Annotated in this window: 18 protein-coding genes and 2 rRNA genes; 5 read left to right on the forward strand and 15 right to left on the reverse strand. The window is 70.1% G+C overall.

Translation table 11 applies throughout. The features are described 5' to 3' along the window. Nucleotides 1–78 precede the first annotated feature (78 nt). Nucleotides 79–1,752, reverse strand: coding sequence for a CTP synthase (locus LGI35_RS12420; protein ID WP_116502888.1), 1,674 nt, complete (start codon nucleotides 1,750–1,752; stop codon nucleotides 79–81). Between the two features lie 458 nt (nucleotides 1,753–2,210). Here LGI35_RS12420 and LGI35_RS12425 point away from each other — a divergent pair, with 458 nt between their 5' ends. Further along, nucleotides 2,211–4,019, forward strand: a complete 1,809-nt coding sequence (locus tag LGI35_RS12425) for a glycoside hydrolase family 15 protein (RefSeq protein ID WP_116502887.1) — start codon at nucleotides 2,211–2,213, stop codon at nucleotides 4,017–4,019. 126 nt (nucleotides 4,020–4,145) lie between these two features. After that, nucleotides 4,146–5,816: a PucR family transcriptional regulator gene (locus tag LGI35_RS12430; protein WP_116502886.1), complete on the forward strand. Its 1,671-nt coding sequence runs from the start codon at nucleotides 4,146–4,148 to the stop codon at nucleotides 5,814–5,816. A 19-nt stretch (nucleotides 5,817–5,835) separates the two neighbouring features. On the opposite strand, the gene LGI35_RS12435 is transcribed toward LGI35_RS12430, so the two are convergent. From LGI35_RS12435 to recN, 3 genes are all read right to left on the reverse strand, one after another. Next, a complete protein-coding gene (locus LGI35_RS12435; protein WP_227293929.1) occupies nucleotides 5,836–7,005 on the reverse strand; it encodes a glycosyltransferase family 4 protein in 1,170 nt (389 codons plus the stop codon). 165 nt (nucleotides 7,006–7,170) lie between these two features. Next, nucleotides 7,171–7,950 (reverse strand): hypothetical protein, encoded by a 780-nt coding sequence (locus tag LGI35_RS12440; protein WP_227293930.1) that lies wholly within the window; start codon nucleotides 7,948–7,950, stop codon nucleotides 7,171–7,173. A 6-nt stretch (nucleotides 7,951–7,956) separates the two neighbouring features. Beyond that, a complete protein-coding gene (recN, locus tag LGI35_RS12445; RefSeq protein WP_227300281.1) occupies nucleotides 7,957–9,675 on the reverse strand; it encodes a DNA repair protein RecN in 1,719 nt (572 codons plus the stop codon). Between the two features lie 228 nt (nucleotides 9,676–9,903). On the opposite strand from recN, the gene LGI35_RS12450 reads away from it, so the two are divergent. Next, nucleotides 9,904–11,250: an FtsX-like permease family protein gene (locus LGI35_RS12450; protein ID WP_227293931.1), complete on the forward strand. Its 1,347-nt coding sequence runs from the start codon at nucleotides 9,904–9,906 to the stop codon at nucleotides 11,248–11,250. A 16-nt stretch (nucleotides 11,251–11,266) separates the two neighbouring features. Here the strand turns inward: LGI35_RS12450 and LGI35_RS12455 are convergent, their stop codons facing one another. From LGI35_RS12455 to LGI35_RS12465, 3 genes are read right to left on the reverse strand one after another with little or no spacing between them, the layout of a single operon-like run. Further along, nucleotides 11,267–12,172: an NAD kinase gene (locus tag LGI35_RS12455; RefSeq protein ID WP_227293932.1), complete on the reverse strand. Its 906-nt coding sequence runs from the start codon at nucleotides 12,170–12,172 to the stop codon at nucleotides 11,267–11,269. Beyond that, a complete protein-coding gene (locus LGI35_RS12460; protein WP_227293933.1) occupies nucleotides 12,169–12,984 on the reverse strand; it encodes a TlyA family RNA methyltransferase in 816 nt (271 codons plus the stop codon). Before LGI35_RS12460 ends, LGI35_RS12455 begins: the two co-directional genes overlap by 4 nt. Before the next feature lie 7 nt (nucleotides 12,985–12,991). After that, nucleotides 12,992–13,285, reverse strand: a complete 294-nt coding sequence (locus LGI35_RS12465; protein ID WP_227293934.1) for a hypothetical protein — start codon at nucleotides 13,283–13,285, stop codon at nucleotides 12,992–12,994. Between the two features lie 42 nt (nucleotides 13,286–13,327). Between LGI35_RS12465 and LGI35_RS12470 the strand changes: the two genes are divergently transcribed. After that, nucleotides 13,328–13,675, forward strand: a complete 348-nt coding sequence (locus LGI35_RS12470; protein ID WP_227293935.1) for an SCP2 sterol-binding domain-containing protein — start codon at nucleotides 13,328–13,330, stop codon at nucleotides 13,673–13,675. Here the strand turns inward: LGI35_RS12470 and LGI35_RS12475 are convergent. The 4 genes from LGI35_RS12475 to LGI35_RS12490 all read right to left on the reverse strand — a co-directional run bounded on the left by LGI35_RS12475 (nucleotide 13,659) and on the right by LGI35_RS12490 (nucleotide 17,790). After that, complete coding sequence (locus LGI35_RS12475; RefSeq protein ID WP_227293936.1) at nucleotides 13,659–14,555, reverse strand: ABC transporter ATP-binding protein; 897 nt, start codon at nucleotides 14,553–14,555, stop codon at nucleotides 13,659–13,661. The genes LGI35_RS12470 and LGI35_RS12475 overlap by 17 nt on opposite strands. Beyond that, on the reverse strand, nucleotides 14,552–15,580 hold the full coding sequence (locus LGI35_RS12480; RefSeq protein ID WP_227293937.1) for a FecCD family ABC transporter permease: 1,029 nt from the start codon (nucleotides 15,578–15,580) through the stop codon (nucleotides 14,552–14,554). The genes LGI35_RS12475 and LGI35_RS12480 overlap by 4 nt, the downstream gene beginning before the upstream one ends. Continuing rightward, nucleotides 15,577–16,620 (reverse strand): FecCD family ABC transporter permease, encoded by a 1,044-nt coding sequence (locus tag LGI35_RS12485; RefSeq protein ID WP_227293938.1) that lies wholly within the window; start codon nucleotides 16,618–16,620, stop codon nucleotides 15,577–15,579. Before LGI35_RS12485 ends, LGI35_RS12480 begins: the two co-directional genes overlap by 4 nt. A gap of 141 nt (nucleotides 16,621–16,761) precedes the next feature. Next, the gene (locus tag LGI35_RS12490; RefSeq protein ID WP_227293939.1) at nucleotides 16,762–17,790 is read right to left on the reverse strand and encodes an HAD hydrolase-like protein; all 1,029 of its coding nucleotides are present in this window, start codon (nucleotides 17,788–17,790) and stop codon (nucleotides 16,762–16,764) included. Nucleotides 17,791–17,862: 72 nt separating this feature from the next. Here LGI35_RS12490 and LGI35_RS12495 point away from each other — a divergent pair, with 72 nt between their 5' ends. Then, nucleotides 17,863–19,152, forward strand: coding sequence for a DUF1015 family protein (locus LGI35_RS12495; RefSeq protein WP_227293940.1), 1,290 nt, complete (start codon nucleotides 17,863–17,865; stop codon nucleotides 19,150–19,152). 111 nt (nucleotides 19,153–19,263) lie between these two features. Here the strand turns inward: LGI35_RS12495 and LGI35_RS12500 are convergent, their stop codons facing one another. From LGI35_RS12500 to LGI35_RS12515, 4 genes are all read right to left on the reverse strand, one after another. After that, nucleotides 19,264–20,097 carry a hypothetical protein gene (locus tag LGI35_RS12500; protein ID WP_227300282.1) on the reverse strand — a complete coding sequence of 278 codons (834 nt, stop codon included), beginning with the start codon at nucleotides 20,095–20,097 and terminating at the stop codon, nucleotides 19,264–19,266. Then, nucleotides 19,989–21,350, reverse strand: coding sequence for a hypothetical protein (locus LGI35_RS12505; protein ID WP_227300771.1), 1,362 nt, complete (start codon nucleotides 21,348–21,350; stop codon nucleotides 19,989–19,991). Before LGI35_RS12505 ends, LGI35_RS12500 begins: the two co-directional genes overlap by 109 nt. A gap of 144 nt (nucleotides 21,351–21,494) precedes the next feature. Next, nucleotides 21,495–21,611: ribosomal RNA gene (rrf, locus tag LGI35_RS12510) — 5S ribosomal RNA — on the reverse strand. A 140-nt stretch (nucleotides 21,612–21,751) separates the two neighbouring features. Next, a 23S ribosomal RNA gene (locus LGI35_RS12515) occupies nucleotides 21,752–24,874 on the reverse strand. Nucleotides 24,875–25,130: the final 256 nt, after the last annotated feature.

A 25,130-nucleotide genomic window follows, 5' to 3' on the forward strand; every position in this document is an offset into this window, starting at 1 on the left:
CGCACGTAAACAGAAACCGGGGCACGCACCCCAAAAGGCACGCACCCCGGCAACCGTACAACCCATGTCCTACACGGCTTACTTGGCCTTCTTGCCGTTCGCCGCGGCGCCCGTCTTACGCTCGACGGCCGCCTTCACCAGGCCCGCGAAGAGCGGGTGCGGGCGGGTCGGACGGGAGCGGAGCTCGGGGTGCGCCTGGGTCGCGACCAGGTAAGGGTGCACCTCGCGCGGGTACTCCACGTACTCCACGAGCTTGCCGTCCGGCGACGTGCCGGAGAACTGCAGACCGGCCTTCTTCTCCAGCTCGGCGCGGTAGGAGTTGTTCACCTCGTAGCGGTGACGGTGGCGCTCCTCGACGTACTCCTTGCCGTCGTACACCTCGCGCGCGATGGAGCCCTCAGCAAGCTTCGCCGGGTACATGCCCAGCCGCATGGTGCCGCCCATGTCGCCCTCACCGGCGACGATGTCGAGCTGCTCGGCCATCGTGGAGATGACCGGGTGCGCGGTGGCGGCGTCGAACTCGGTGGAGTTCGCGTCGGGGATGTCGGCCAGGTTCCGCGCGGCCTCGATCACGATGCACTGCAGGCCGAGGCAGAGGCCGAGCAGCGGGATCTTGTTCTCGCGGGCGAACTGGATCGCGCCGACCTTGCCGGACACGCCACGGTCGCCGAAGCCGCCGGGAATACAGATCGCGTCCACGTCGCCGAGCTGCTTCTTGGCGCCTGCCGCGGTCTTGCAGTCGTCGGACGCGACCCACTTGATCTTGACGCGGGCCTTGTTGGCGAAGCCGCCGGCGCGCAGCGCCTCGGTCACCGACAGGTAGGCGTCGGGCAGGTCGATGTACTTGCCGACGAGCGCCATGACGATCTCGTGGTCGGGGTTGTGGACGCGGTCGAGCAGGTCGTCCCAGGTCGTCCAGTCCACGTCGCGGAACGGCAGGTCCAGCTTGCGGACGACGTAGGCGTCCAGGCCCTCGGTGTGCAGGACCTTCGGGATGTCGTAGATCGACGGGGCGTCGATGGCCGCGACGACGGCCGCCTCGTCGACGTCGCACATCAGGGAGATCTTGCGCTTGATCGCGGTGGGCACCTCGCGGTCGGCGCGCAGGACGATCGCGTCCGGCTGGATACCGATGTTGCGCAGGGCGGCGACCGAGTGCTGGGTCGGCTTGGTCTTCAGCTCGCCCGAGGGGCCGATGTAGGGCAGCAGCGAGATGTGCACGACGAAGACGTTGTCGCGGCCGACCTCGTGGCGGACCTGGCGGACGGTCTCCAGGAACGGCAGGGACTCGATGTCGCCGACCGTGCCGCCGACCTCGGTGATGACGACGTCGACGTCGTCCGTGGCCATGCGGCGGATGCGGTGCTTGATCTCGTTCGTGATGTGCGGGATGACCTGGACGGTGTCGCCGAGGTACTCGCCGCGCCGCTCCTTGGCGATCACCTGGGAGTAGACCTGTCCGGTGGTGACGTTGGCCGTGCCGTCCAGATCCACGTCGAGGAAGCGCTCGTAGTGGCCGATGTCCAGGTCGGTCTCGGCGCCGTCGTTGGTGACGAACACCTCACCGTGCTGGAACGGGTTCATCGTGCCGGGGTCGACGTTCAGGTACGGGTCGAGCTTCTGCATCGTGACCCGCAGACCACGCGCCTTGAGGAGCGCACCCAGGCTGGAGGCCGTCAGGCCCTTGCCGAGGGAGGAGGCGACACCCCCGGTGACGAAGATGTGCTTGGTCGTCGTGGATTTGGGCGTCATGGCCAAGAGGGGGCTCCCGTGGTCGCGGTCTGGAATGCGTACCGGCTTGCCTGGTCCGGAGATTTCCGGGGGTGCCGTCGCTGCGGGTTCGGGGGCTTCGACTGCTTGCAGAAGCGCACCGGTCCACGGGCTACCAGGGTATCAGCGAGTGGGCGAGGCTGCTTCCGGCCACGCTCCGCACATGCGTCACCACAGCATCACCGAAACCTCACCCGCCGCTCACCCTTTCGGCCCACCTTCGTTGCCGGGACCGGCGCGCGGATCACTGTGGTGCGTCGTATCCTGCTCGGACACTCGCTGCCGAGCCAGGCCGGCAAACGGCACTACCCCCGCCCGTTACTCCCGGAACAAGAGCTCGTCAGTTCGTTTCTCATGACGACGTACCAACACGAACCCTTGACCGCAGAGACCGCAGAGCGATCGCCCTTCCGGGGGCGTACGTGGCCGTTCGACTGGAGATGCACGTGGCCGGGCGCATCGAGGACTACGCACTCATCGGAGACATGCAGACCGCAGCCCTGGTCTGCCGGGACGGAACAGTCGACTGGCTGTGCCTCCCACGCTTCGACTCGCATGCCATTTTCGCCGGCCTGCTCGGCACCGAGGAACACGGCTTCTGGCGGCTGGGACCGGCGCACGCGCCGGAGGCCGAGCCGCCGACCGCGGCGCGCCGGACGTACCGCGGCGATTCCCTGATCCTCGAATCCGAGTGGGACACCCCCCGCGGCACGGTCCGCGTGACCGATTTCATGCCGCCGCGTGACGGCGCGCCGCAGCTGATCCGGATCGTGGAGGGCATCAGCGGCCGCGTCCCGATGCGCTCGGCGCTGCGCATGCGTTTCTCCTACGGGCGGATCGTGCCGTGGGTGCACAAGGTCGACGGACGTACGGTCGCGGTCGCGGGTCCCGACTCCGTGTGGCTCGACTCGACCGCGGAGACGTACGGCAAGGACCTGACGACGTACTCGGACTTCACCGTGGCGCCGGGTGACCGGATCGCGTTCACCCTCTCGTGGCAGCCCTCGCACCAGAAGCCGCCGGCCCTCCCCGACCCGGAGGGGTCCCTGGAGGCGACGGAGGAGTTCTGGGGCGAGTGGGTCGAGCACTGTACGTACCACGGGCCCTACCGCGAGGCCGTGGTCCGTTCGCTGATCACGCTCAAGGCCCTGACGTACGCGCCGACCGGCGGCATCGTCGCCGCGCCGACCACGTCGCTGCCGGAGGAGATCGGCGGTGTCCGCAACTGGGACTACCGCTACACCTGGCTGCGCGACGCGGCGATCACCCTGTCCTCCATGCTGCGCACCGGCTACCGCGAGGAGGCCCGCGCCTGGCGGGACTGGCTGCTTCGCGCGGTCGCGGGCGACCCGGAGAACCTGCAGATCATGTACGGGATCGCGGGCGAGCGCGAGCTCGGCGAGGCGGAGCTCGACTGGCTGCCCGGGTACGAGAACTCGGCGCCGGTGCGGGTCGGCAACGGCGCGGCGCACCAGCTCCAGCTCGACGTGTACGGCGAGGTCACCGAGGCACTGCACCTGGCACATATGACGGGCCTGACCCGCAACGACTACGCGTCGCTGCTCCAGCTCAAGCTGATCCGCTACCTGGAGAAGCACTGGGACGAGCCGGACGAGGGCATCTGGGAGGTGCGCGGGCCACGCCGGCACTTCGTTCACTCGAAGGTCATGGCGTGGGTCGCCGTGGACCGCACGATCAAGCTCATCGAGTCGGGTGACGCGGACGGGCCGCTGGAGAAGTGGCGAGAACTGCGCGACGACATCCACCGGGACGTGTGCGAGCGGGGCTACGACAAGGAGCGCAACACGTTCACGCAGTCGTACGGCTCGAAGGAGCTGGACGCCTCGCTGCTCCTGATCCCGCAGATGGGCTTCCTGCCGCCCGACGACAAGCGCGTCATCGGCACGATCGAGGCGATCCAGCGGGAGCTCTCGACGCCGGACGGGTTCATCCTGCGTTACCCGACGACGGGCGAGGACGCGGGCGTCGACGGCCTGGAGGGCGACGAGGGCGCGTTCCTCGCCTGCTCGTTCTGGATGGCCGACGACCTCGCGATGATCGGCCGTGTGGACGAGGCCCGCACGCTCTTCGAGAAGCTCCTGTCGCTGCGCAACGACCTGGGACTGCTCGCGGAGGAGTGGGACTCGCGCCTCCAGCGCCAGGTCGGCAACTTCCCGCAGGCGTTCAGTCACGTTCCGCTGATCGACACGGCCCTGCGGCTGACGGCCTCGGGGGCGTACGGCGGCTAGATCGGCTTCCTGAGCACGTTTCCGGCGGCGCGTTCCCCTGCGGGGCGCGCCGCCGGCGGCGTCTGCCGCGTCCTGCCTGATGGCCGAAGGTTTTCCCGGACCGTGCGCGCAGGTAGCGTCCGCACCATGGACACTCAGGCCCCCCACAGCAGCGCGCCCGGCACCCAGGGCGGCATCACCGTGCAGCGGGCCCTGGAACTGCCAGGTCTGCGCAGCGGGCTCCCGGAAGTGGTGGCGGGAGGGGACCGGCTGCAGCGCACCGTGCGCTGGGTGCACGCGGGCGAGGTGCCCAACATCGCCTCGCTCCTCAAGGGCGGCGAGCTGCTCCTGACCACCGGGTTCGGCATCGGTACGCGCCCGGCCGAGCAGCGGGCCTTCGTCCGCAAGCTCGCCGACCGCGGGATCTCCGCGCTCGTCATCGAGCTGGGCCAGCGCTTCGCGCGGCTGCCCGCCGCGCTGGTGGAGACCGCGCGCGCGGCCGGCCTCCCGCTGGTGCAGCTGCACCGCGAGGTGCCGTTCGTGACGGTCACCGAAGAGGTCCACACCGAGATCGTCAACGGGCACTACGCGCTCCTCCAGCGCGCGGAAGAGGTGCACCGGCGCTGCACGGAGGCCCTGCTCGGCGGCGGCGGAGTGCCCCAAGTCCTGCGCATTCTCGCGGAGTTCAGCGGCAACCCGGTGTTCCTGGAGACGGCCGACGGGCAGCTCCTGTACGCCGCCGGGGGCGAGCCCGAGGTCGCCGACCCGCTCCAGGTGTGGGAAGGGATGCGCGGCAAGCCCGCCGACCGCGACGAGCCGCCGGCCGGGGCCGTGCTCGTCGACGTGCCGGGCGGCGGGCCCGGCACCGGGTCCGTACGGGCGCGCCTCGTCCTGCTGCCGGTCGCGGCCCCGCTGGCGCCCGTGCACCGGATCGCGGCGGAACGGGCGGCGAGCAGCCTCGCCGTCGTCCTGATGCAGGCCCGCCAGGAGGAGGAGCTGGCGGCGCGCGGCCGCGGTGACTTCCTCACGGATCTCGCGGAGGGCCGGATCACGCCCGACGACGCCCCGGCGCAGGCGCGTGTCCTCGGGTTCAAGCCGGGCGGCCAGGGGCCGCTGCTGCCGGTCGTGATGCGGCTGCCCGAGGCGTCGGTGGGCTCGGTGGGCCTCTCCCCCGGCGGCGGCTGGGCGGTGCTGGCCCGGGCGGTCGCCGAGGAGCTGGCCGCGGTCGGGGTTCCGGTCCTGCTCGGCGTACGGCCCGTCGAGGGGCGCGTCCCCCTGCTGCTCGGGCTGCGGTCGGACTCGGAGCGCACGGCGGTCGCGGACCGGGTGGCGGCGGCGCTGCGGGCGGGGGTCGAGCGGGCGGGCATGCAGCGTGCCGGGACGCAGCCGCCGGTCGTCGTGGTCGGCGGCGCGGGCGGCTGGGCCGCGGCCGCGGCCGGCCTGCGGCACGCGGCCGAGACGGCCACGGCGGCGCAGGGTCTGTCGGACCGGCCCTGGTACGACGCGCGGCGCCTCGACATCGACCTGCTGCTGTGGCGGCTGCGGGACCATCCGGACCTGGCGGCGTTCGTGGAGCGTGCGATCGGGCCTCTCCAGGCCCACGACCGCCGCGCCAAGCCGCCGCTCCTTCCCACGCTCCAGACGTATCTGGCGCACGCGGGCCGCAAGGCGGAGACGGCCCGCGAACTCCATCTGAACCGTCAGACGCTCTACAACCGCCTGGCCCGCATAGGGGAGTTGCTCGGCACGGACCTGGACGACCCGCAGACGGTACTCGCGTTGAGCCTGGCGCTGCGGGCGCGCAGGCATGTGGGGTGAGCGTCGGGCCTCGGCCAGGTCAGCCCGGCGGCCGGGCCCCCGTCAACTCGTCGTAGATGCTGAGCACTTGGGCCACCGTCTCGTCCTCCGTCGGCCATGAGGCCGCCTGCAGCGTGCCTCGCTCCTTGAGCTGGTCGCGGCGCGCGGGGTCGGACAGGAGGCGGGTGACGGTGTCGGCGAGGGCGCGCGCGTCGCCGTAGGGGACGAGTTCCGCCGCGTCGCCCACGAGTTCGGGGATGCCGCCGACGTCGGTGGCGACGAGCGGCACGCGCACGTGGAGCGCCTCCTGCGCGAGGACCGAGCGGGACTCCCAACTGCTGGCCAGCAGAGCCACATCGGCGGCCGCGAGCAGTTCGGAGACGTCGTCACGGCGCCCCACGAGCCGTACGGGCAGTTGCTCGCTCTCGATCCGGCGCTGGAGCGCGCCCCGCTCCGGCCCCTCGCCCGCGATGACGAGGAGCGGCACGGGGTCGAGGTGGCGCCAGGTGCGCGCGGCGTCCAGCAGCGTCCCGTAGCCGCGGTGCTTCACGAGGCTGCCGACGGCCATCAGCAACGGCCGTTCCACAGCGCCGAGTTCGGCCCGCGCCTTGTACTGCATGCGCTCCGGGTCCTCAGGTCCCTCGGGTCCGGGCACCGGCACGGCTTCCGACGAATCGGGGCGGCGCGGCGCCGGGAAGGCGACCGCGGCCAGCCTGGCGTCACGGGCACCACGGACACGCGCTCGCTCGACGAGGTCCGAGGACGTGCCGAGGACCACGGAAGCGGCCCTCGCCACCCGCCGTTCGAGCAGCCGCAGCAGGTGGGCGCGGGCTCCCTCGGCGTGGGAGCGGGTGTGCCAGGTGACGACGAGGGGCGTGGTCCGGCCGCTGAGCGCGAGGGACGCGCGGAGCCCCGCGTGCAGCCCGTGCGCGTGGACGAGGTCGGCGTCGGCGCAGGCGAGCCGGAGCGCTGCGACGGATCCGGGGTCGCTGCTGCGGGGCACGGTGACGTGCTGGGCGCCGACGTCCGCGAAGCCGTAGACGTGCGCGACCTCGGCGGGGGCGCAGACGGTGACGCGTACTCCCCTGGCGACGAGCCCGGCGGCCAGCGACCTGACGTGCGTGCTGCTTCCGGCGCTGCCGCCGCCCAGCACTTGCACGGTGCGCAGCGGCGACTGGCCGTGCGCTGGCTGGCTGCTCACGTGACTCACGTGGCCGGGGCTCCTGGGTCGGTCGGTGCGGGACGCGCGGGGATGTCGCGCCGTGACGGTCTGGGCCAAGGATGCCAGCCCGTACGGGCGTTCCGGCACCGGGCCGGAGTCCCGACCGTGTCGGAGTGGGCAACACGTCGCACGGGATCACTCACACGCGTGAATTCAGGCGTGTCGGGCTGACTTCGCCCCGCGGGCCAATGCGGTCACTTTGTCCCCGTATGCCGCGGCGAGGACCAGTCCGGCCGCGTGCGCGAGGAGTCCGGCGCGCCCGTTCCCGGCGACGACGGCGACGCCGAGCGCCGCGCCCAGGGCGTGGGCCCCGGTGTCGCCGATCATGGTGCGCCCGTCGAGATCCTCCGGCAGGACCGCTGCCACCGCGCCCATGGGAGCCGCGGCGACGGCCCCTTTGAGCAGTCCGGGCGCCCCGAGCGCGAGCACGGCAGCCGCCGCCCGCCCGGGCCGTACGTCCACCAGGTTCACGAGGTGCGCCGCGCCGGCGATCACGACACCGGCGAGCGCCTTGTCCACGGCCCGTTCCTCGAGCAGCGAACCGGCGACGAGCCCCGCGGCGGAGATACCGATCAACTTCACGGCCCCGCTGGTCAGTTCGCCGTCGCGCAGCGCCGACAGATGGGCCCGGAACCCGCTGCGCGGATCACCGGCGCCCGCCACGTCGTCGTACGCGCCGCACGCCCCCGCCGCGAGCACGGCCAGGACGGCGGCCCGGCGAGCGGGCCCCGAGGCGGCGGCGGCCGCACCGACGACGGCCCCGGCCACGACGGCCGGTCCGGCGCACAGGTCCACCGCCCGGCCCGCGAAGTTCGTCCGCTCCCACAGGGCAGGCCCACCCGGCCTGGCCCTCCGCAGCGCCGCATACCCCGCCCGGGCCACGCCGGCACCGGCCGCGAGAGCCGCGAACCGGCCCACCGCACGCTTCCCCATGGGTGGTTACGCGTCCGCTCGGGCGGTGGCGAGCAGTTCCTCCGCGTGCGCCCGCGCCGTCTCGGAGTCCTCCTGGCCCGCCAGCATCCGGGACAGCTCCCGGACCCGGTCCTCGCCCTCGAGGACGGTGACGCCGGACCGGGTCACGGTCCCGTCGTTCGTCTTCTCCACGAGGAGCTGCCGGTCGGCGAACGCCGCCACCTGCGGAAGGTGCGTGACGACCACGACCTGCGCCGACTTGGCGAGCTTGGCGAGGCGCCGGCCGATCTCCACGGCCGCCTTGCCGCCGACGCCCGCGTCGACCTCGTCGAACAGATACGTGGGCACGGGATCGGTCCCGGCGAACACGACCTCCACGGCGAGCATCACGCGGGACAGCTCACCGCCAGAGGCGCCCTTGGCGATCGGCCGCGGCGGGGCGCCCGGGTGCGGCGCGAGCAGCAGCTCGACCTCGTCCACACCGGAGGGGCCGTAGGCGACCGTGCGCCCGTCGAGCTCGACGCCGTCCGGGTCGTCGGTGCGCCGGATGTCGAAGGACACGCGCGCGTGGGGCATGGCGAGCGAGGCCAGCTCCTGCGTGACGGCTTCCGCGAAGCGTGACGCCGCCTCCGTGCGGGAGTCCGTCAACGCCTGCGCCAGGACGCCCAGTTCACTGCGGAGGCCGTCCCGTTCGGCGGTCAGCTCACCGACCCGGTCGTCGTCCCCGTCGAGTTCGAGCAGCCGCGCCGAACCCTGCTCGGCCCAGGCGAGCACCTGATCGATGGAATCCCCGTACTTGCGCGTGAGCTGCGTCAGCGCGGCCCGCCGCTCCTCGACCGCCGCGAGCCGCAGCGGGTCCGCGTCCAGGTCGTCGGCGTATCCGGCGAGTTCCCCCGCCACGTCGGACAGGAGGATGCCGATCTCGCCGATCCGGTCGGCCAGCGCGGACAGGGCCGGGTCGTGGGAACGCACGGCGTCGAGCGCGCGGTTCGCGCCGCCCACGAGTGTGGTGGCGTCGACGCCCTCGGGGTCCTCGGGGTTGCCCGCGAGCGCGGCGTGCGCGGCGGAGGCGGCCGAGGCGAGCGCCTCCGCGTGACCGAGCCGCTCGGCCTCCGCCGACAGCTCGACGTCCTCGCCGGCGCGCGGCTCGACGGCCGCGATCTCGTCGAGTCCGAAGCGCAGCAGATCTGCTTCCTGGGCGCGTTCACGCGCGCGCGTGACGATGGTGTCGAGCTCGGTGCTGACGGCTCGCAGACGGCGATACGCGGCCTGGTACTTGGTGAGCGGCACGGCGACCGCGTCGCCCGCGTACCGGTCGAGGGCCCCGCGTTGCCGGGACAGCTTGAGCAGCCCCTGCTGATCGGTCTGGCCGTGCACGGCGACGAGCTCGTCGGCGAGCTCGGTCAGCATGCCCACCGGCACCGAACGCCCGCCGAGATGCGCCCGTGAGCGCCCCTCCGCCGAGACGGTCCGGCTGATGAGCAGCGCCCCGTCGTCGAGTTCGGCACCCGCCTCCTGGGCGCGCACGACGGCCGCGGTGCCCTCGGGCACGGTGATCCGGCCCTCGACGACCGCCGCCTTCGCGCCGATCCGTACGAGGGCGGGGTCCGCGCGCCCGCCCAGCAGCAGGCCGAGGCTGGTGACCACCATCGTCTTGCCCGCACCGGTCTCGCCGGTCACCGCGGTGAATCCCGGCGACAGCTCGACCACCGCGTCGTCGATGACTCCGAGCGACCGTATCCGCATCTCCTCCAACACGGACACGACCTTACGAGGTCCGGAGCCATGTGTGCGACGGGCCCTGCCCCGCTTCCCTCCCGGCGGACCGAAATCGCAGGTCGTGCGTGGCTCTGTCCGGTCCTCCCGTCGCGCGTCGTCACCCCTTGTCACCCGTGAGGGTGGGGACAGCCCCCGGCCGGAACGACCTGCCCGCCACCTGGTGCCCGCGCCCCGCGTGCCCGCACGCTTGATCCCATGAGTAACGGACTGGCCCGGGCGGCCCTGCGCGCACACCGGCCCGCGTTCGCCGGCACGGCGGTCGCCGCGCTGTTCGCGGCGACGGTGGTGAGCGCGTCGACGACGGTGCTGCTCGCCACGGGCACCGACGGACTGCCGGCCGGCGCGCGCCGTCGCATCACGGAGAGCGGCGTCGGCGACATCGCGGCCGTCCTCCTCATCGGTTCGATCTACATGTCGATTTTCGTGGTCGTCTCGACGATGGGCACGGCCGTCACGCAGCAGCACCGCGAGCTCGCCCTCGTACGCGCCATCGGGGCCCGGCCACGCCAGGTGCGCCGCGCGGTGGCGAGGCAGGCCCTCGCCGCGTCCGTCCCCGCGGCGCTCACGGGCTTCGCGGCGGGCGGGCTGCTCGCCAGGGCCTGGTTCGCCGGCATGGTCACGCACGGCCTGATCCCGGCGGGGGTGCCGTTCCGCTTCAGCTGGGCCGCGCTGCCGGTCTGCCTCGGGGTGGCCGTGGTGACGTCGACGGTCGCCGCGCTGCTCTCGTCGCTGCGGTTCTCGCTCCTGCGGCCCGCCCACGCCCTGTCCGAGGCGGCGGCGGGCAGGCGGCGCCTCGGCCTGCTCAGGGCGCCGCTCGGCCTGGTCGCGGTCGCCGGGGCGTGCTTCCTCTCGGTGCTGCTGTCCCGGCAGGACGCAGAGGAGGCGGGCCAGGGCGCGTTCCTCGTCCTGATCCTGTTCTGCGTGGGGGTGGGCCTGCTCGGCCCGCGGATCGTGGGCCCCGCGGCCTGGCTGGTCTCGGCGCTCGTGGGCCGCTTCGGCGCGAGTGCGCGGCTCGCGATGCTCAACGTCCGCTCGCAGCCCCGCCGCTTCTCGGCCGCCGTCGTCCCGCTCGTCCTCGTCGTCGGCTTCGGCCTCACCAAGGTCGCCCTGCACACGACGGCACAGCACCGCACGGGCTCGGCGGGCAGTACCGGCGAAGTGTGGCTCGACTACATGGGTACGGCGCTGTACGCGGGGTTCGCCGCCATAGCCGCCGCCAACACGCTCGCGATGATCTCGTTCGAGCGGCGCCGGGACGTGGCCCTGCTGCGCGTCGTCGGCACCCAGCGCGGCCAGGTGCGCTCCATGGCCGCCTGGGAGGCCGTCGTCGTCGCCGGTACGGCGCTGCTGCTCGGCGCCCTGATCGCGCTCGCCACGCTCGCGCCGATCCTCGACACGGCGTTCGGCTCGCCGCTGCCGTACGTCCCGTGGCCCCTGGCCGCCGGGACCGTCGCGGGCACGCTCCTGCTGACGCTGCTCGCGACCGGTGTCCCGGTGCGGTCGGTGATGCGCCACCGCGCGATCACCGTCGTACGGACGTGATCACCTACGCGATGTCCTAGTGGGGCTTCCCGCGCCAGCCGGAGACGGGCAGCGCGAACTTGGCGACAAGGCGGTCCGTGAACGAGGCGTGATGCAGCCGCGCGAGCCGCACCGGCACCGCCCCGCGCCGCACCTCGACGCGCGCGCCGGCGGGCAGCTCCACGGTCCGCCGTCCGTCGCACCACAGCACGCCGTGCGGAGTGTGCTGCTGCACCTCGACGGCGAGCACCGAGTCCGGCGACGTCACCAGCGGCTTGGCGAACAGGGCATGAGCGCTGATCGGCACCATGAGAAGCGCCTCGACCTCGGGCCACACGACGGGCCCGCCCGCCGAGAACGCGTAGGCCGTGGAGCCGGTCGGCGTCGCGCACACGATGCCGTCGCAGCCGAAGCCGGTGACGGGACGCCCGTCGATCTCCAGGACGACCTCGAGCATCCGCTCGGCCGACATCTTCTGCACGGCGGCCTCGTTGAGCGCCCAGTCGCGGTGCACGACATCGCCGTTGCTGTGCACGAGGACGTCGATCGTCATGCGCTCCTCGACCTCGTACGCCTTGGTGACGACGCGGTCGACCACCCTGTCGAGGTCGTCGCGCTCGGCCTCGGCGAGGAAGCCGACGCGGCCGAGGTTGACCCCGAGCATCGGGACTCCGGAGGCGCGGGCGAACTCGGCGCCGCGCAGCAGCGTCCCGTCGCCGCCGAGGACGACGAGCAGCTCACAGGCGTCGAGGCACTCCGGAGTCGCCTCCTTCACGAGCTCCACCGACGCCGGGAGCGGCAGGTCCGCCGCTTCCGACTCCAGGACCCGTACGCCGATGCCGCAGCGCAGCAGCCCCTCGACGACGAGTTCGGCACTCCGGATGGCGGCGGGCCGCCCGGTGTGCGCGAGCAGGAAAACAGTTCGAGCTCGAGTCTGTGTCAACGCGGCCCCTCCGCCACTGCACGGTCAACGTCCGCCGGGTCGAGTTCGGGCGCACCGGCGCGCAGCCACAGAAAATACTCGACGTTTCCGGACGGCCCGGGCAGCGGGCTCGCCGTCACGCCCCTTACGCCGAGGCCGAGTTCCCACGCCTGCCGGGCCACCGTGCGCACCGTCTCGGCCCGCAGTTCCGGGCTGCGCACGACACCGCCGCTGCCGAGGCGGTCCTTGCCGATCTCGAACTGCGGCTTCACCATGAGCACCAGGTCCGCGTCGGGCGCCGCGCACCGCGCGAGGGCGGGGAGCACCAGGCCGAGCGGGATGAAGGACAGGTCTCCGACGACCAGGTCCACGGGTTTTCCATCGATCGCCTCCAGCGTCAACTCGCGTACGTTCGTACGGTCCTTGACGGTGACGCGTTCATCGCTCTGCAATGACCAGGCGAGCTGCCCGTACCCGACGTCGACGGCGACGACATGGGCGACGCCGGCCCTCAGCAGTACGTCGGTGAACCCTCCCGTGGACGCCCCCGCGTCGAGCGCGCGGCGTCCCTCGACGGCGAGCCCCTGCGGCACGAAGGCCGCGAGTGCCCCCGCGAGCTTGTGGCCCCCGCGCGAGACGTAGTCGGGGTCGTTGTCGTCCTGCGTGACCACGATCGCGGCGGCGGTCTCCACCTGCGTGGCGGGCTTGGTCGCGGTGGTCCTGCCGACCGTGACGCGCCCCGCGGCGATCAGCTGGCTCGCGTGCTCGCGCGAGCGGGCGAGCTTCCGGCGGACGAGCTCGGCGTCGAGGCGGCGTCGTGCCACTCCTGCCACGTTCGGTTCAGCTCCTGTGTCGGTTCGAGGGTGAGGGCTCGGGGCGTGCGTCCAACGCGGTCAGCGCGTCACGCAGGCCCCGGTGTACATCCTCGTACACCTCGATGTGTCCGTCGGCAGTGAGGTGGTCGACGTCGGCGAGCCGGTCGAGCCCGGCGTCCACGTCCGCGTTGCCGGTGGGGGTGCGCGGGACGCCGAGGGGGGCCGGGGCCGCGGGCTCGTGCGACGGTTCGTCCCGAGCCTCCGGGGCCCCGGCCGCCTGGTCCGGCACCTGGTCGGGGTCCGGATGAGAGTCGTTCATGCCACGACGCTACCGCGTAGCGCTGGGGTACGGTCGACCGCGATGGCGACGACGCAGGAGTGCCGTGCCGCACTCGACAAACTCTCGGACAATCTGGCGGGCGCGGACGGCGGGGTACGCAGCGCGGCGGCGCTCGACCGCTCGCTGAGCTGCCATGTCACGGACCTCGGGATCACGTTCACGGGCCGGCTCGAGAACGGCCGGATCGAGGTGGTCGACACGGTCGACGGGCCGCCGCCCGACCGGGCGCAGATCCGGCTCTCGATGACCGGCGACGACCTGGTCGCGATGGTCGACGGCAGGCTGAACTTCGCGAAGGCCTGGGCCTCCGGCCGGATCAGGCTGGAGGCCGGCTTCCGCGATCTGCTGCGGCTCAGGACGCTGCTTTAGCCACTGCCTTCGCGGACGCCTGCGCATCCTGGGCCGGGTCCTTCCTGGCCTTGCGCGCGGCCGGCACCACCAGCGGAGTACCGGTCTCCGGATCGTCGATGACCTGGCACTTCATCCCGAAGAGCCGCTCGACGAGATCCGCGGTGACGATATCGCCCGGCGCTCCCTCGGCGATGACCTCGCCGCCGCGCAGGGCGATCAGGTGGGTGGCGTAGCGGGCCGCGTGGTTGAGGTCGTGCAGCACCGCGACGAGCGTGCGCCCCTGCTCCTCGTGCAGCTCCGCGCAGAGGTCCAGTACGTCGATCTGGTGCTGGATGTCGAGGTACGTCGTCGGCTCGTCGAGGAGCAGCAGCGGGGTCTGCTGGGCGAGCGCCATGGCGATCCACACGCGCTGACGCTGACCGCCGGACAGTTCGTCGACAAAGCGATCGGCGAGTTCGGCGACTCCGGTGGAGGCCATCGACTCCTGCACGATCCGCTCGTCGTCGCCGGACCACTGGCGCAGCAGGCCCTGGTGGGGGTAGCGGCCGCGGGAGACGAGGTCGCCGACGGTGATGCCGTCCGGCGCGATCGACGACTGGGGCAGGAGCCCGAGCGTGCGCGCCACCTTCTTCGCCGGCATCGACTGGATGGCCTGCCCGTCCAGGAGCACCCGGCCCGTCGAGGGCTTCAGCATCCGCGACAGCGCGCGCAGCAGCGTGGACTTGCCACAGGCGTTCGGGCCGACGATCACGGTGAAGGAGTTGTCGGGGATCTCGACCGAGAGCTCCGACGCGATCACACGCTGGTCGTAGCCCAGGGTGACGTTCTCGGCGGACAGTCGGTTCACGGTGGTACTCCTCCGGTTGTTGCTCTGGCTGCTGGGGTTCCTGTCGCTCATATCCGGCCGGCCTTCCGCTCGGAGACCAGGAGCCACAGCAGATAGACACCGCCAATGACTCCGGTGACCACTCCGACGGGCAGCTGGTCGGCCCCGAAGGCGCGCTGCGAGATCCAGTCGGCGGTGACGAGCAGGGCCGCGCCCATGCACATGGACGCCGCGATGTTCGGACCGGGCGAGCGGGTCAGCCGCCGGGCCAGCTGGGGGGCGGTCAGCGCGACGAATCCGACGGGTCCCGCGGCGGCGGTGGCCGCGGCGGTGAGCAGCACGGCGGCCACGAGCAGGACGAGCCGCGTCCGCTCGACGCGCACCCCGAGCGCGTTCGCCACGTCGTCGCCCATCTCCAGCATGCGCAGCGGCCGCGCGTACGTGAGGACGACGGGTACGAGGACGGCACACAGGGCGAGCAGGGGCCAGACCTGGTTCCAGTCGCGGCCGTCGAGCGATCCCGTCATCCAGACCGTCGCGCGGGCGGCGTCGACGATGTCCGCCTTGGTCAGCAGATAGCCGTTGACCGCGGTCATGACGGCGGACATTCCGATGCCGACCAGGACGAGCCGGTAGCCGTGCACGCCTCGCTTCCAGGCGAGCAGATAGATGGCGAACCCGGTCACCAGCCCGCCGACGAGCGCCCCGAGCGCGACCTGGACGGCGCTCCCCGAGAACAGCACGATCATGACGAGCGCACCGGCCGTGGAGCCCTGACCGAGGCCGAGAATGTCCGGACTGCCCAGCGGGTTGCGGGAGATGGCCTGGAAGAGCGCGCCGCCGAGCGCGAGCGCCGCGCCCACGAGGAGGCCCACGAGGACCCTGGGCAGCCGCAGCTCGTTGACGATGAACTCCTGCCCCGCGTCACCGTTGCCGAGCAGCGTACGGATCACGTCAGTGGCGGAGATGGGGAAGTCGCCGGTGCCGATCAGCGCGACGCTCGCGGCGAGCGCGACGCACAGCAGTACGAGGACGATCACGAACGCGCGGATGTCGAGGCGCAGGGAGATCCCGCCCCGGGTACGGATCGCCTTCACAGCTGGGTGACCTTCCGCCGGCGCACGAGGTAGATGAAGACCGGGCCGCCGATGATCGCCGTGACGATACCGACCTGGACCTCGGCGGGCCGTGCCACGAGCCGGCCGAGGACGTCCGCGCCGAGCAGCAGTACGGGCGACAGGACAGCGGAGAACGGCAGGATCCAGCGCAGGTCGGGGCCGGTGAAGGAGCGGACGACGTGCGGCACCATCAGGCCGACGAACACGATGGGCCCGCAGGCGGCGGTCGCGGCGCCGCACAGCAGCGTGGCAGCCGCCATGGACAGCGCACGCGTCCTGTTCAGGTTCGCGCCGAGGGCACGGGCCGTGTCGTCACCCATCGCCATGGCGTTGAGCGGCCGCGCGAGCCCGAGGGCGAGCACCGAACCGACGGCGATGAACGGCAGCACCTGCCGGATCGTCGACATGTCGGCGGAGACGAGCGACCCCACCGTCCAGAAACGCATCTTGCCGAGCGCCGCATTGTCCATGATCATCACGGCCTGGAGATAGCCGTAGAGCGCGGCGCTGATGGCGGTCCCGGCGAGCGCGAGCCGCACCGGCGTCGCGCTGCGGGTCCCACCGAGGACGTAGACGAGAACGCCCACGGCCGCGGCCCCGAGGAAGGCGAACCACACATAGCCCGTCAGCGAGGTGACGCCGAAGAAGCTGACGGCGGTGACGACGGCCGCCGAGGCGCCCATGTTGATGCCGAGGAGCCCGGGGTCGGCCAGCGGGTTACGGGTCAGCGCCTGGAGGACCGCGCCGGAGAGCCCCAGCGCGACACCGGCGAGGAGCCCGAGCAGCGTGCGCGCGAGCCGCTCGCCGACCACGACGTCGCTGAACGTCCCGGTGTCGTCGAACAGGCCGTGCCACACCTGGTCCACGGACAGGGGTTTCGCACCGATCGCGATGCTCACGACCAGGAGCAGGAGCAGTACGACGACGGCTCCGAGGAGTCCGACGGCACGTATCGCCCGGCGGTTCGGGGGCGCGGCGGCGGTGTCCGCGCGCTGTTCGGGGGGACTGTCGACCAACACGTGGTTAGGTTAGCCTACCCTCGTCGCCCTCTTCGAGGTCGCTACCGAGGGAGAAGCCCGGGAGACACCGGGTGGCACCGTGAAGCTCGGGGAAGCGCAGGGACCCCACCCGCCGGTACGCGCCTCCCCACCCGCGCCGACTCAAACCCCCAGCCGCGCCAGCGCCTTCGCACCGTCGAGCCCGCAGGTCCCGTCCCCGGCCGCCGTCCAGGCCGCCGCGCACAGCGCCCGCAGCCCGTCGATCGCCTCGCCGTCCCCCTCCAGCTCAAGACGCTCGTCGCCCGCGGTCGCGACCCAGCCCCCGCACGCGAACCCATCCCCCCGCGCCACGACCTCCGGCTGTCCCGTGAGCAGCCCCCGCAGATCGACGTCGACATACGTGGGCCGGTGCTGGGGCGGCGCGGCGAGCAGCTGCGCGCCGTCGGTGACGCCGGTCAGGACGAGCAGCGAGTCCACCTCCCCGTTGAACGCGCCCTCGATGTCCGTGTCGAGGCGGTCCCCGATCACCAACGGCCGCTCCGCGCCGGTGCGCAGGATCGTCTCGCGGTGCATCGGAGGCAGCGGCTTGCCGGCCACCTGCGGCTGCGCACCCGTCGCGATTCGGACGACCTCGACCGCCGCGCCGTTGCCCGGAGCGATGCCGCGCGCGCTCGGAATGGTCAGGTCCGTATTCGAAGCGAACCACGGCACACCGCGCGCGATCGCGTAACAGGCCTCCGCGAACCGCCCCCAGGCCAGGTCGGGCCCCCCGTACCCCTGCACCACCGCCACCGGCTCGTCGTCGGCGGAGTCCACCGGCTCGAGCCCGCGCTCTCGCAGCGCGACCCGCAGCCCCTCCCCGCCGATCACCAACACCCGCGACCCGTCCGGCACTTGCTCACTGATCAGGCGCGCCACGGCCTGCGCCGACGTGATGACGTCCGCCGCGTCCGTCGGAATCCCCAGCTCCGTCAGATGCTCGGCCACGGCGTCCGGCGTACGCAGCGCGTTGTTCGTGACGTACGCGAGCCCCATGCCCGCCCCACGCGCCACGGCGAGCGACTCGGGGGCGTGCGCGATGGCGTCACCGCCCGCGTACACCACCCCGTCGAGGTCGAGCAGCGCCGTGTCGTACGCCTCGTTCAGCGCCCGCCGACTGCCTTCGGGCCGCGTCCTAACGGTCTGGCTCATTACACATCGCTCCTCGTTCGATCCCACTCCCCCGATCATCGCTCATGCCACTGACACACATACGATGCAGCAATGAACACTGCAGGTCCCCCAGGTCCGACGGGCAGCGACGGCCTCGACCTGATCCCGTTCAGGGGTGTGCGTTACGTCCCCGAGCGCGTGGGCAGCCTCGCCGCCGTGACGTCACCCCCGTACGACGTGGTCGTGCGCCCCGACGGCCTGCACCACCTGGAGTCCGCGGACCCGCACAACATCGTCCGCCTGATCCTCCCGCAGGCCGTCTCCCCGGACACCCGCAACGCCCTCGCGGCCGACACCCTGCGCCACTGGCTGTCCGAGGGCATCCTGGCGCCCGACGAGATCCCCGCGCTGTACGTCTACGAGCAGCGCGGCGGTGACCATCTCCAGCGCGGCGTCATCGGTGCCCTGCGCCTGTCCGAGCCGTCCGAAGGGGTCGTCCTGCCCCACGAGGACGTCATGCCGCACGTGGTCGCCGACCGCGCCGGCCTGATGCGCGCCACGGCCGCCAACCTCGAACCCCTGCTCCTCACCTACCGCAGCGAGGGCAACGCGACGGGCACGACCGCGGTCATCGAACGCACGGTCAAGCGCCCCCCGCTCCTCGCGACGACCACGGAGGACGGCTACGCCCACCGCCTGTGGTCGGTCACCGACCCCGCCGAGCTGGCAGAGGTCCGCGCGGACCTCGCCCACCACCAGGCCCTGATCGCGGACGGGCACCATCGCTGGGCCACATATCTGCGCCTGCGCTCCGAACAACCGTCCCCCACCCCATGGGACTTCGGCCTCGTCCTCCTCGTGGACACGGCCCGCTACCCACTGCGCGTGCGCGCCATCCATCGCCTCCTGCACCGCCTCCCGGTCCCGGACGCCCTGGACGCGCTGAGAGGCTCCTTCCGCCTGCGCGAGGTCCCCGGCCCGCTGTCGCACGCCCTGGACGCCCTCGCCGACGCGGCCTCCCACGGCAACGCGTTCCTCCTCGCCGGCACCGGCTCCTTCCACCTCGCGGACACCCCGTCCCCGGACCTCCTGGCCCGTACGATCCCTGCCGACCGCCCGGAGGCCTGGCGCACGCTCGACGCGACGGTCCTGCACTCCACGCTCCTGGAGCATGTCTGGCGCATCCCCGAGGACGCGCCGGAGCACATCGCGTACATCCATGACGCGGCCGCCACGGTCGCGAAGGCGGAACGTGACGGCGGCACGGCGGTCCTCATGCACCCGGTCCGTGAGGAAGTGGTACGCGACCTGGCGCGGCAGGGCGTGACGATGCCCCGCAAGTCGACGTCGTTCGGCCCGAAGCCGGCGACGGGTCTGGTGCTGCGCACGCTCGCCGACTGACCGCGCGCCACGCGCGCGTAGGCGCATACGACGAACGGGCGGGACCCCATCGCTGGGATCCCGCCCGTTCGTCATGCTTCGTCAAGCGCGGCCGGCCGTCAGCCGCTGAGCTCAGCCCTTGTCGTTCTCGGGCTCGAACTCCTCGTCGTCCTCGTCGTAGAACTCCTCGACGTCCTCGTCGTCCTCGACCCAGGGCTCGTCGTCGTCACCCGCGGCGGCCTTCGGCCCCGCGACGGCGGCGTCGGGGGCAGCCTCGTCGGAGTCGCTCTCGAAGGCGTCGACGAACTCGACCCCGTCCATCTCGGCGAGCCGGTCGGACGCGTCGGTGCTGCCGTCCCGGTCGGACTCGACGGCCTTCGCGAACCACTCGCGCGCCTCGCCCTCACGGCCGGCGGCAAGCAGCGCGTCGGCGTACGCGTACCGCAGACGCGCGGTCCACGGCTGTACGGAGTTCGACGCGAGCTCGGGGCTCTGCAGCGTCACGATGGCCGCGTCGAGCTGGTCCATGTCACGCCGGGCACCGGCCGCCACGAGCCGCATCTCGACCTGTCCGGCCTTGTCCAGCTTGGCCACCTCGGGCGCACCGGCCATGTCGAGGGCCTTCTCGGGCCGCCCGAGACCGCGCTCGCAGTCCGCCATGACGGGCCACAGCTCGACGTTGCCGGTCATGCGCCGGGCGGCGCGGAACTCGGCGAGCGCCTCGCTGAACTTCTGGTTCGCGTACGCGGCGAAGCCGGCGGCCTCGCGCACGGCGGCGACCCTGGAGGCGAGCCGCAGCGCGATCTTCGAGTACTCGTAGGCCTGCTCGGGGTCCTCGTCGATGAGCTTGGCGACCATCACCAGGTTCTTGGCGACGTCCTCGGCCAGGCCCTTCGGCAGGCTCTGAAGCTCCTGCCGTACGTCCTTGTCGATCTCGTCGCCGGTGACGTCCTCGGGGATCGGCAGCCGGCGGATGGGCTCGCGGTCGCGGTCACGCTCGTCGCGGAAGCGGCCACCGCCACGGCGGTCGTCGCGCCCGCGGTCGTCGCGCCCGCGGAACCCTCCGGGACGCCCACCACGGTCGTCACGGCGCGGCCCACGGTCGCGGTCGTCACGCGGCCGGTACCCGCCGCCACGGCTGTCGTCACGACGGAAGCCACCACCGCGGCTGTCGTCACGGCGGTCATCGCGCCGGTCATCACGACGGTCGTCACGGGGACGGTAGCCCCCACGGTTGTCATCGCGGCGGTCGTCGCGCCGGTCATCACGACGGTCGTCACGGGGACGGTAGCCACCACGGTCGCTGTCGCGGCGCTCGTCACGTCGGAAGGCCGGGCGGTCGCCACCGGGGCGGTCACCGTCACGACGGGGTCCACGGTCACGGTCGTCACGCGGACGGAAACCGCCCCCACGGTTGTCACCACCGCGATCATCACGACGGTCGTCGCGACGGACGCCACCACCACGATTGTCGCCACCACGGTCGTCACGGGGACGGTAGCCACCACGGTCGCTGTCGCGGCGCTCGTCACGTCGGAAGGCCGGGCGGTCGCCACCGGGGCGGTCACCGTCACGACGGGGTCCACGGTCACGGTCGTCACGCGGACGGAAACCGCCCCCACGGTTGTCACCACCGCGATCATCACGACGGTCGTCGCGACGGAAGCCACCACCACGGCTGTCGCCACCACGGTCGTCACGGGGACGGTAGCCACCGCCACGGTTGTCGCCACCGCGGCTGTCATCGCGACGGAAGCCGCCACCACGGTTGTCATCACGACGGTCGTCACGGGGACGGTAGCCACCACGGTCGCTGTCACGACGGTCGTCGCGCCGGTTGTCGTCACGGCGGTCATCGCGTCGGAAGGGGGGACGGTCGCCGTCACGGCGGGGTCCACGGTCGCGGTCGTCACGGGGGCGGTAACCGCCACCGCCACGGTTGTCGCCACCGCGGCTGTCGTCACGGCGGAAGCCGCCACCACGGTTGTCGCCACCGCGGCTGTCATCGCGACGGTCGTCACGACGGAACGCCGGGCGGTCGCCACCGGGACGGTCACCGTCACGACGGGGACCACGGTCACGGTCGCCGCCGCGGTCGTCCCGGCGAGGCGCCTGGCCACCGCGGTCGTTGTCGCGTCGCGGTCCGCCTCGGTATCCGCCCCGGTCCCGGTCCCGGTCACCACTGTCCCGGCGTCGCTGGTCGCGATCCGGTCGCTCATCGGGAGAGTTGGTGGACATGGGTGACTCCTGTCTTCGGTACCGCAGTCATTCTCGCGCAGCCGGGTAGCCGGCGCGCTTCGACAAAACAAAAAAGGACCCTTGGTCCCAGCGTGTGTGCTGGGACCAAGGGTCCTCTAAAAATTGTTCGGCGGCGTCCTACTCTCCCACAGGGTCCCCCCTGCAGTACCATCGGCGCTTTGAGGCTTAGCTTCCGGGTTCGGAATGTAACCGGGCGTTTCCCTCACGCTATGACCACCGAAACCCTATCAGTGTCCCGTTTCAAGGAAACGGGTTCCCGAACAAGGCAGCGAACAAGCACACTCTTCAATTAAGTAGTGCGGCCGTTCAGCCGACACAATTGTTCGTTATCTGAGAACAAACACAGTGGACGCGAGCAACTGAGGACAAGCCCTCGGCCTATTAGTACCAGTCACCTCCACCCGTTACCGGGCTTCCAGATCTGGCCTATCAACCCAGTCGTCTACTGGGAGCCTTAACCCCTCAAGGGGGTGGGAATACTCATCTCGAAGCAGGCTTCCCGCTTAGATGCTTTCAGCGGTTATCCTTTCCGAACGTAGCCAACCAGCCATGCCCTTGGCAGGACAACTGGCACACCAGAGGTTCGTCCGTCCCGGTCCTCTCGTACTAGGGACAGCCCTTCTCAATATTCCTACGCGCACAGCGGATAGGGACCGAACTGTCTCACGACGTTCTAAACCCAGCTCGCGTACCGCTTTAATGGGCGAACAGCCCAACCCTTGGGACCGACTCCAGCCCCAGGATGCGACGAGCCGACATCGAGGTGCCAAACCATCCCGTCGATATGGACTCTTGGGGAAGATCAGCCTGTTATCCCCGGGGTACCTTTTATCCGTTGAGCGACGGCGCTTCCACAAGCCACCGCCGGATCACTAGTCCCGACTTTCGTCCCTGCTCGACCCGTCGGTCTCACAGTCAAGCTCCCTTGTGCACTTACACTCAACACCTGATTACCAACCAGGCTGAGGGAACCTTTGGGCGCCTCCGTTACTCTTTAGGAGGCAACCGCCCCAGTTAAACTACCCATCAGACACTGTCCCTGATCCGGATCACGGACCCAGGTTAGACATCCAGCACGACCAGAGTGGTATTTCAACGACGACTCCCCCTGAACTGGCGTCCAGAGTTCAAAGTCTCCCACCTATCCTACACAAGCCGAACCGAACACCAATATCAAACTGTAGTAAAGGTCCCGGGGTCTTTCCGTCCTGCTGCGCGAAACGAGCATCTTTACTCGTAGTGCAATTTCACCGGGCCTATGGTTGAGACAGTCGAGAAGTCGTTACGCCATTCGTGCAGGTCGGAACTTACCCGACAAGGAATTTCGCTACCTTAGGATGGTTATAGTTACCACCGCCGTTTACTGGCGCTTAAGTTCTCAGCTTCGCACACCCGAAAGTGCACTAACCGGTCCCCTTAACGTTCCAGCACCGGGCAGGCGTCAGTCCGTATACATCGCCTTACGGCTTCGCACGGACCTGTGTTTTTAGTAAACAGTCGCTTCTCGCTGGTCTCTGCGGCCACCCCCAGCTCGAGGAGCAAGTCCTCTCACCAGTGATGGCCCCCCTTCTCCCGAAGTTACGGGGGCATTTTGCCGAGTTCCTTAACCATAGTTCACCCGAACGCCTCGGTATTCTCTACCTGACCACCTGAGTCGGTTTAGGGTACGGGCCGCCATGAAACTCGCTAGAGGCTTTTCTCGACAGCATAGGATCATCCACTTCACCACAATCGGCTCGGCATCAGGTCTCAGCCTTATGTGTGACGGATTTACCTATCACACGGCCTACACCCTTACCCCGGGACAACCACCGCCCGGGCTGGACTACCTTCCTGCGTCACCCCATCACTCACCTACTACAAGTCTGGTCCGTCGGCTCCACCACTTTCCTTTCCCCGAAGGGTCCGGAACGGCTTCACGGACTTAGCATCGCCTGATTCAATGTTTGACGCTTCACAGCGGGTACCGGAATATCAACCGGTTATCCATCGACTACGCCTGTCGGCCTCGCCTTAGGTCCCGACTTACCCTGGGCAGATCAGCTTGACCCAGGAACCCTTAGTCAATCGGCGCACACGTTTCTCACGTGTGTATCGCTACTCATGCCTGCATTCTCACTCGTGAACCGTCCACAACTCGCTTCCGCGGCTGCTTCACCCGGCACACGACGCTCCCCTACCCATCACGATCCCCGTTGGGGGTATATATCGCAATGACACGACTTCGGCGGTACGCTTGAGCCCCGCTACATTGTCGGCGCGGAATCACTAGACCAGTGAGCTATTACGCACTCTTTCAAGGGTGGCTGCTTCTAAGCCAACCTCCTGGTTGTCTGTGCGACTCCACATCCTTTCCCACTTAGCGTACGCTTAGGGGCCTTAGTCGATGCTCTGGGCTGTTTCCCTCTCGACCATGGAGCTTATCCCCCACAGTCTCACTGCCGTGCTCTCACTTACCGGCATTCGGAGTTTGGCTAAGGTCAGTAACCCGGTAGGGCCCATCGCCTATCCAGTGCTCTACCTCCGGCAAGAAACACACGACGCTGCACCTAAATGCATTTCGGGGAGAACCAGCTATCACGGAGTTTGATTGGCCTTTCACCCCTAACCACAGGTCATCCCCCAGGTTTTCAACCCTGGTGGGTTCGGTCCTCCACGAAGTCTTACCTCCGCTTCAACCTGCCCATGGCTAGATCACTCCGCTTCGGGTCTTGAGCGCGCTACTGAATCGCCCTATTCGGACTCGCTTTCGCTACGGCTTCCCCACACGGGTTAACCTCGCAACGCACCGCAAACTCGCAGGCTCATTCTTCAAAAGGCACGCAGTCACGACGCAAGGAACAAGTTCCTTGCGCGACGCTCCCACGGCTTGTAGGCACACGGTTTCAGGTACTATTTCACTCCGCTCCCGCGGTACTTTTCACCATTCCCTCACGGTACTATCCGCTATCGGTCACCAGGGAATATTTAGGCTTAGCGGGTGGTCCCGCCAGATTCACACGGGATTTCTCGGGCCCCGTGCTACTTGGGTGTCTCTCAAACGAGCCGCTGATGTTTCGACTACGGGGGTCTTACCCTCTACGCCGGACCTTTCGCATGTCCTTCGCCTACATCAACGGTTTCTGACTCGTCTCACAGCCGGCAGACTGTGAAAGAGAGATCCCACAACCCCACATGCGCAACCCCTGCCGGGTATCACACGCATATGGTTTGGCCTCATCCAGTTTCGCTCGCCACTACTCCCGGAATCACGGTTGTTTTCTCTTCCTGCGGGTACTGAGATGTTTCACTTCCCCGCGTTCCCTCCACATACCCTATGTGTTCAGGTATGGGTGACAGCCCATGACGACTGCCGGGTTTCCCCATTCGGAAACCCCCGGATCAAAGCCTGGTTGACGGCTCCCCGGGGACTATCGTGGCCTCCCACGTCCTTCATCGGTTCCTGGTGCCAAGGCATCCACCGTGCGCCCTTAAAAACTTGGCCACAGATGCTCGCGTCCACTGTGCAGTTCTCAAACAACGACCAACCACCCATCACCCCGAACCAGCAGATTCGAGTGCACTGGGGTCGGCACTGAAGGCGACCAATCGGCCGTACCTTCAGACACCCAACAGCGTGCCCGACCCGCTTCCGCCCGGAGATCATGCTTTCCACGCTCCGAAGAGCAGTACTCACAGCCTCCGACCCGAGAACCCGGTCGAATAGTCAACGTTCCACCCTTGAGCAACCACCGTCGGAC

Origin of the sequence: Streptomyces longhuiensis (assembly GCF_020616555.1) — a bacterium.
Taxonomy (GTDB): Bacteria; Actinomycetota; Actinomycetes; order Streptomycetales; family Streptomycetaceae; genus Streptomyces; species Streptomyces longhuiensis.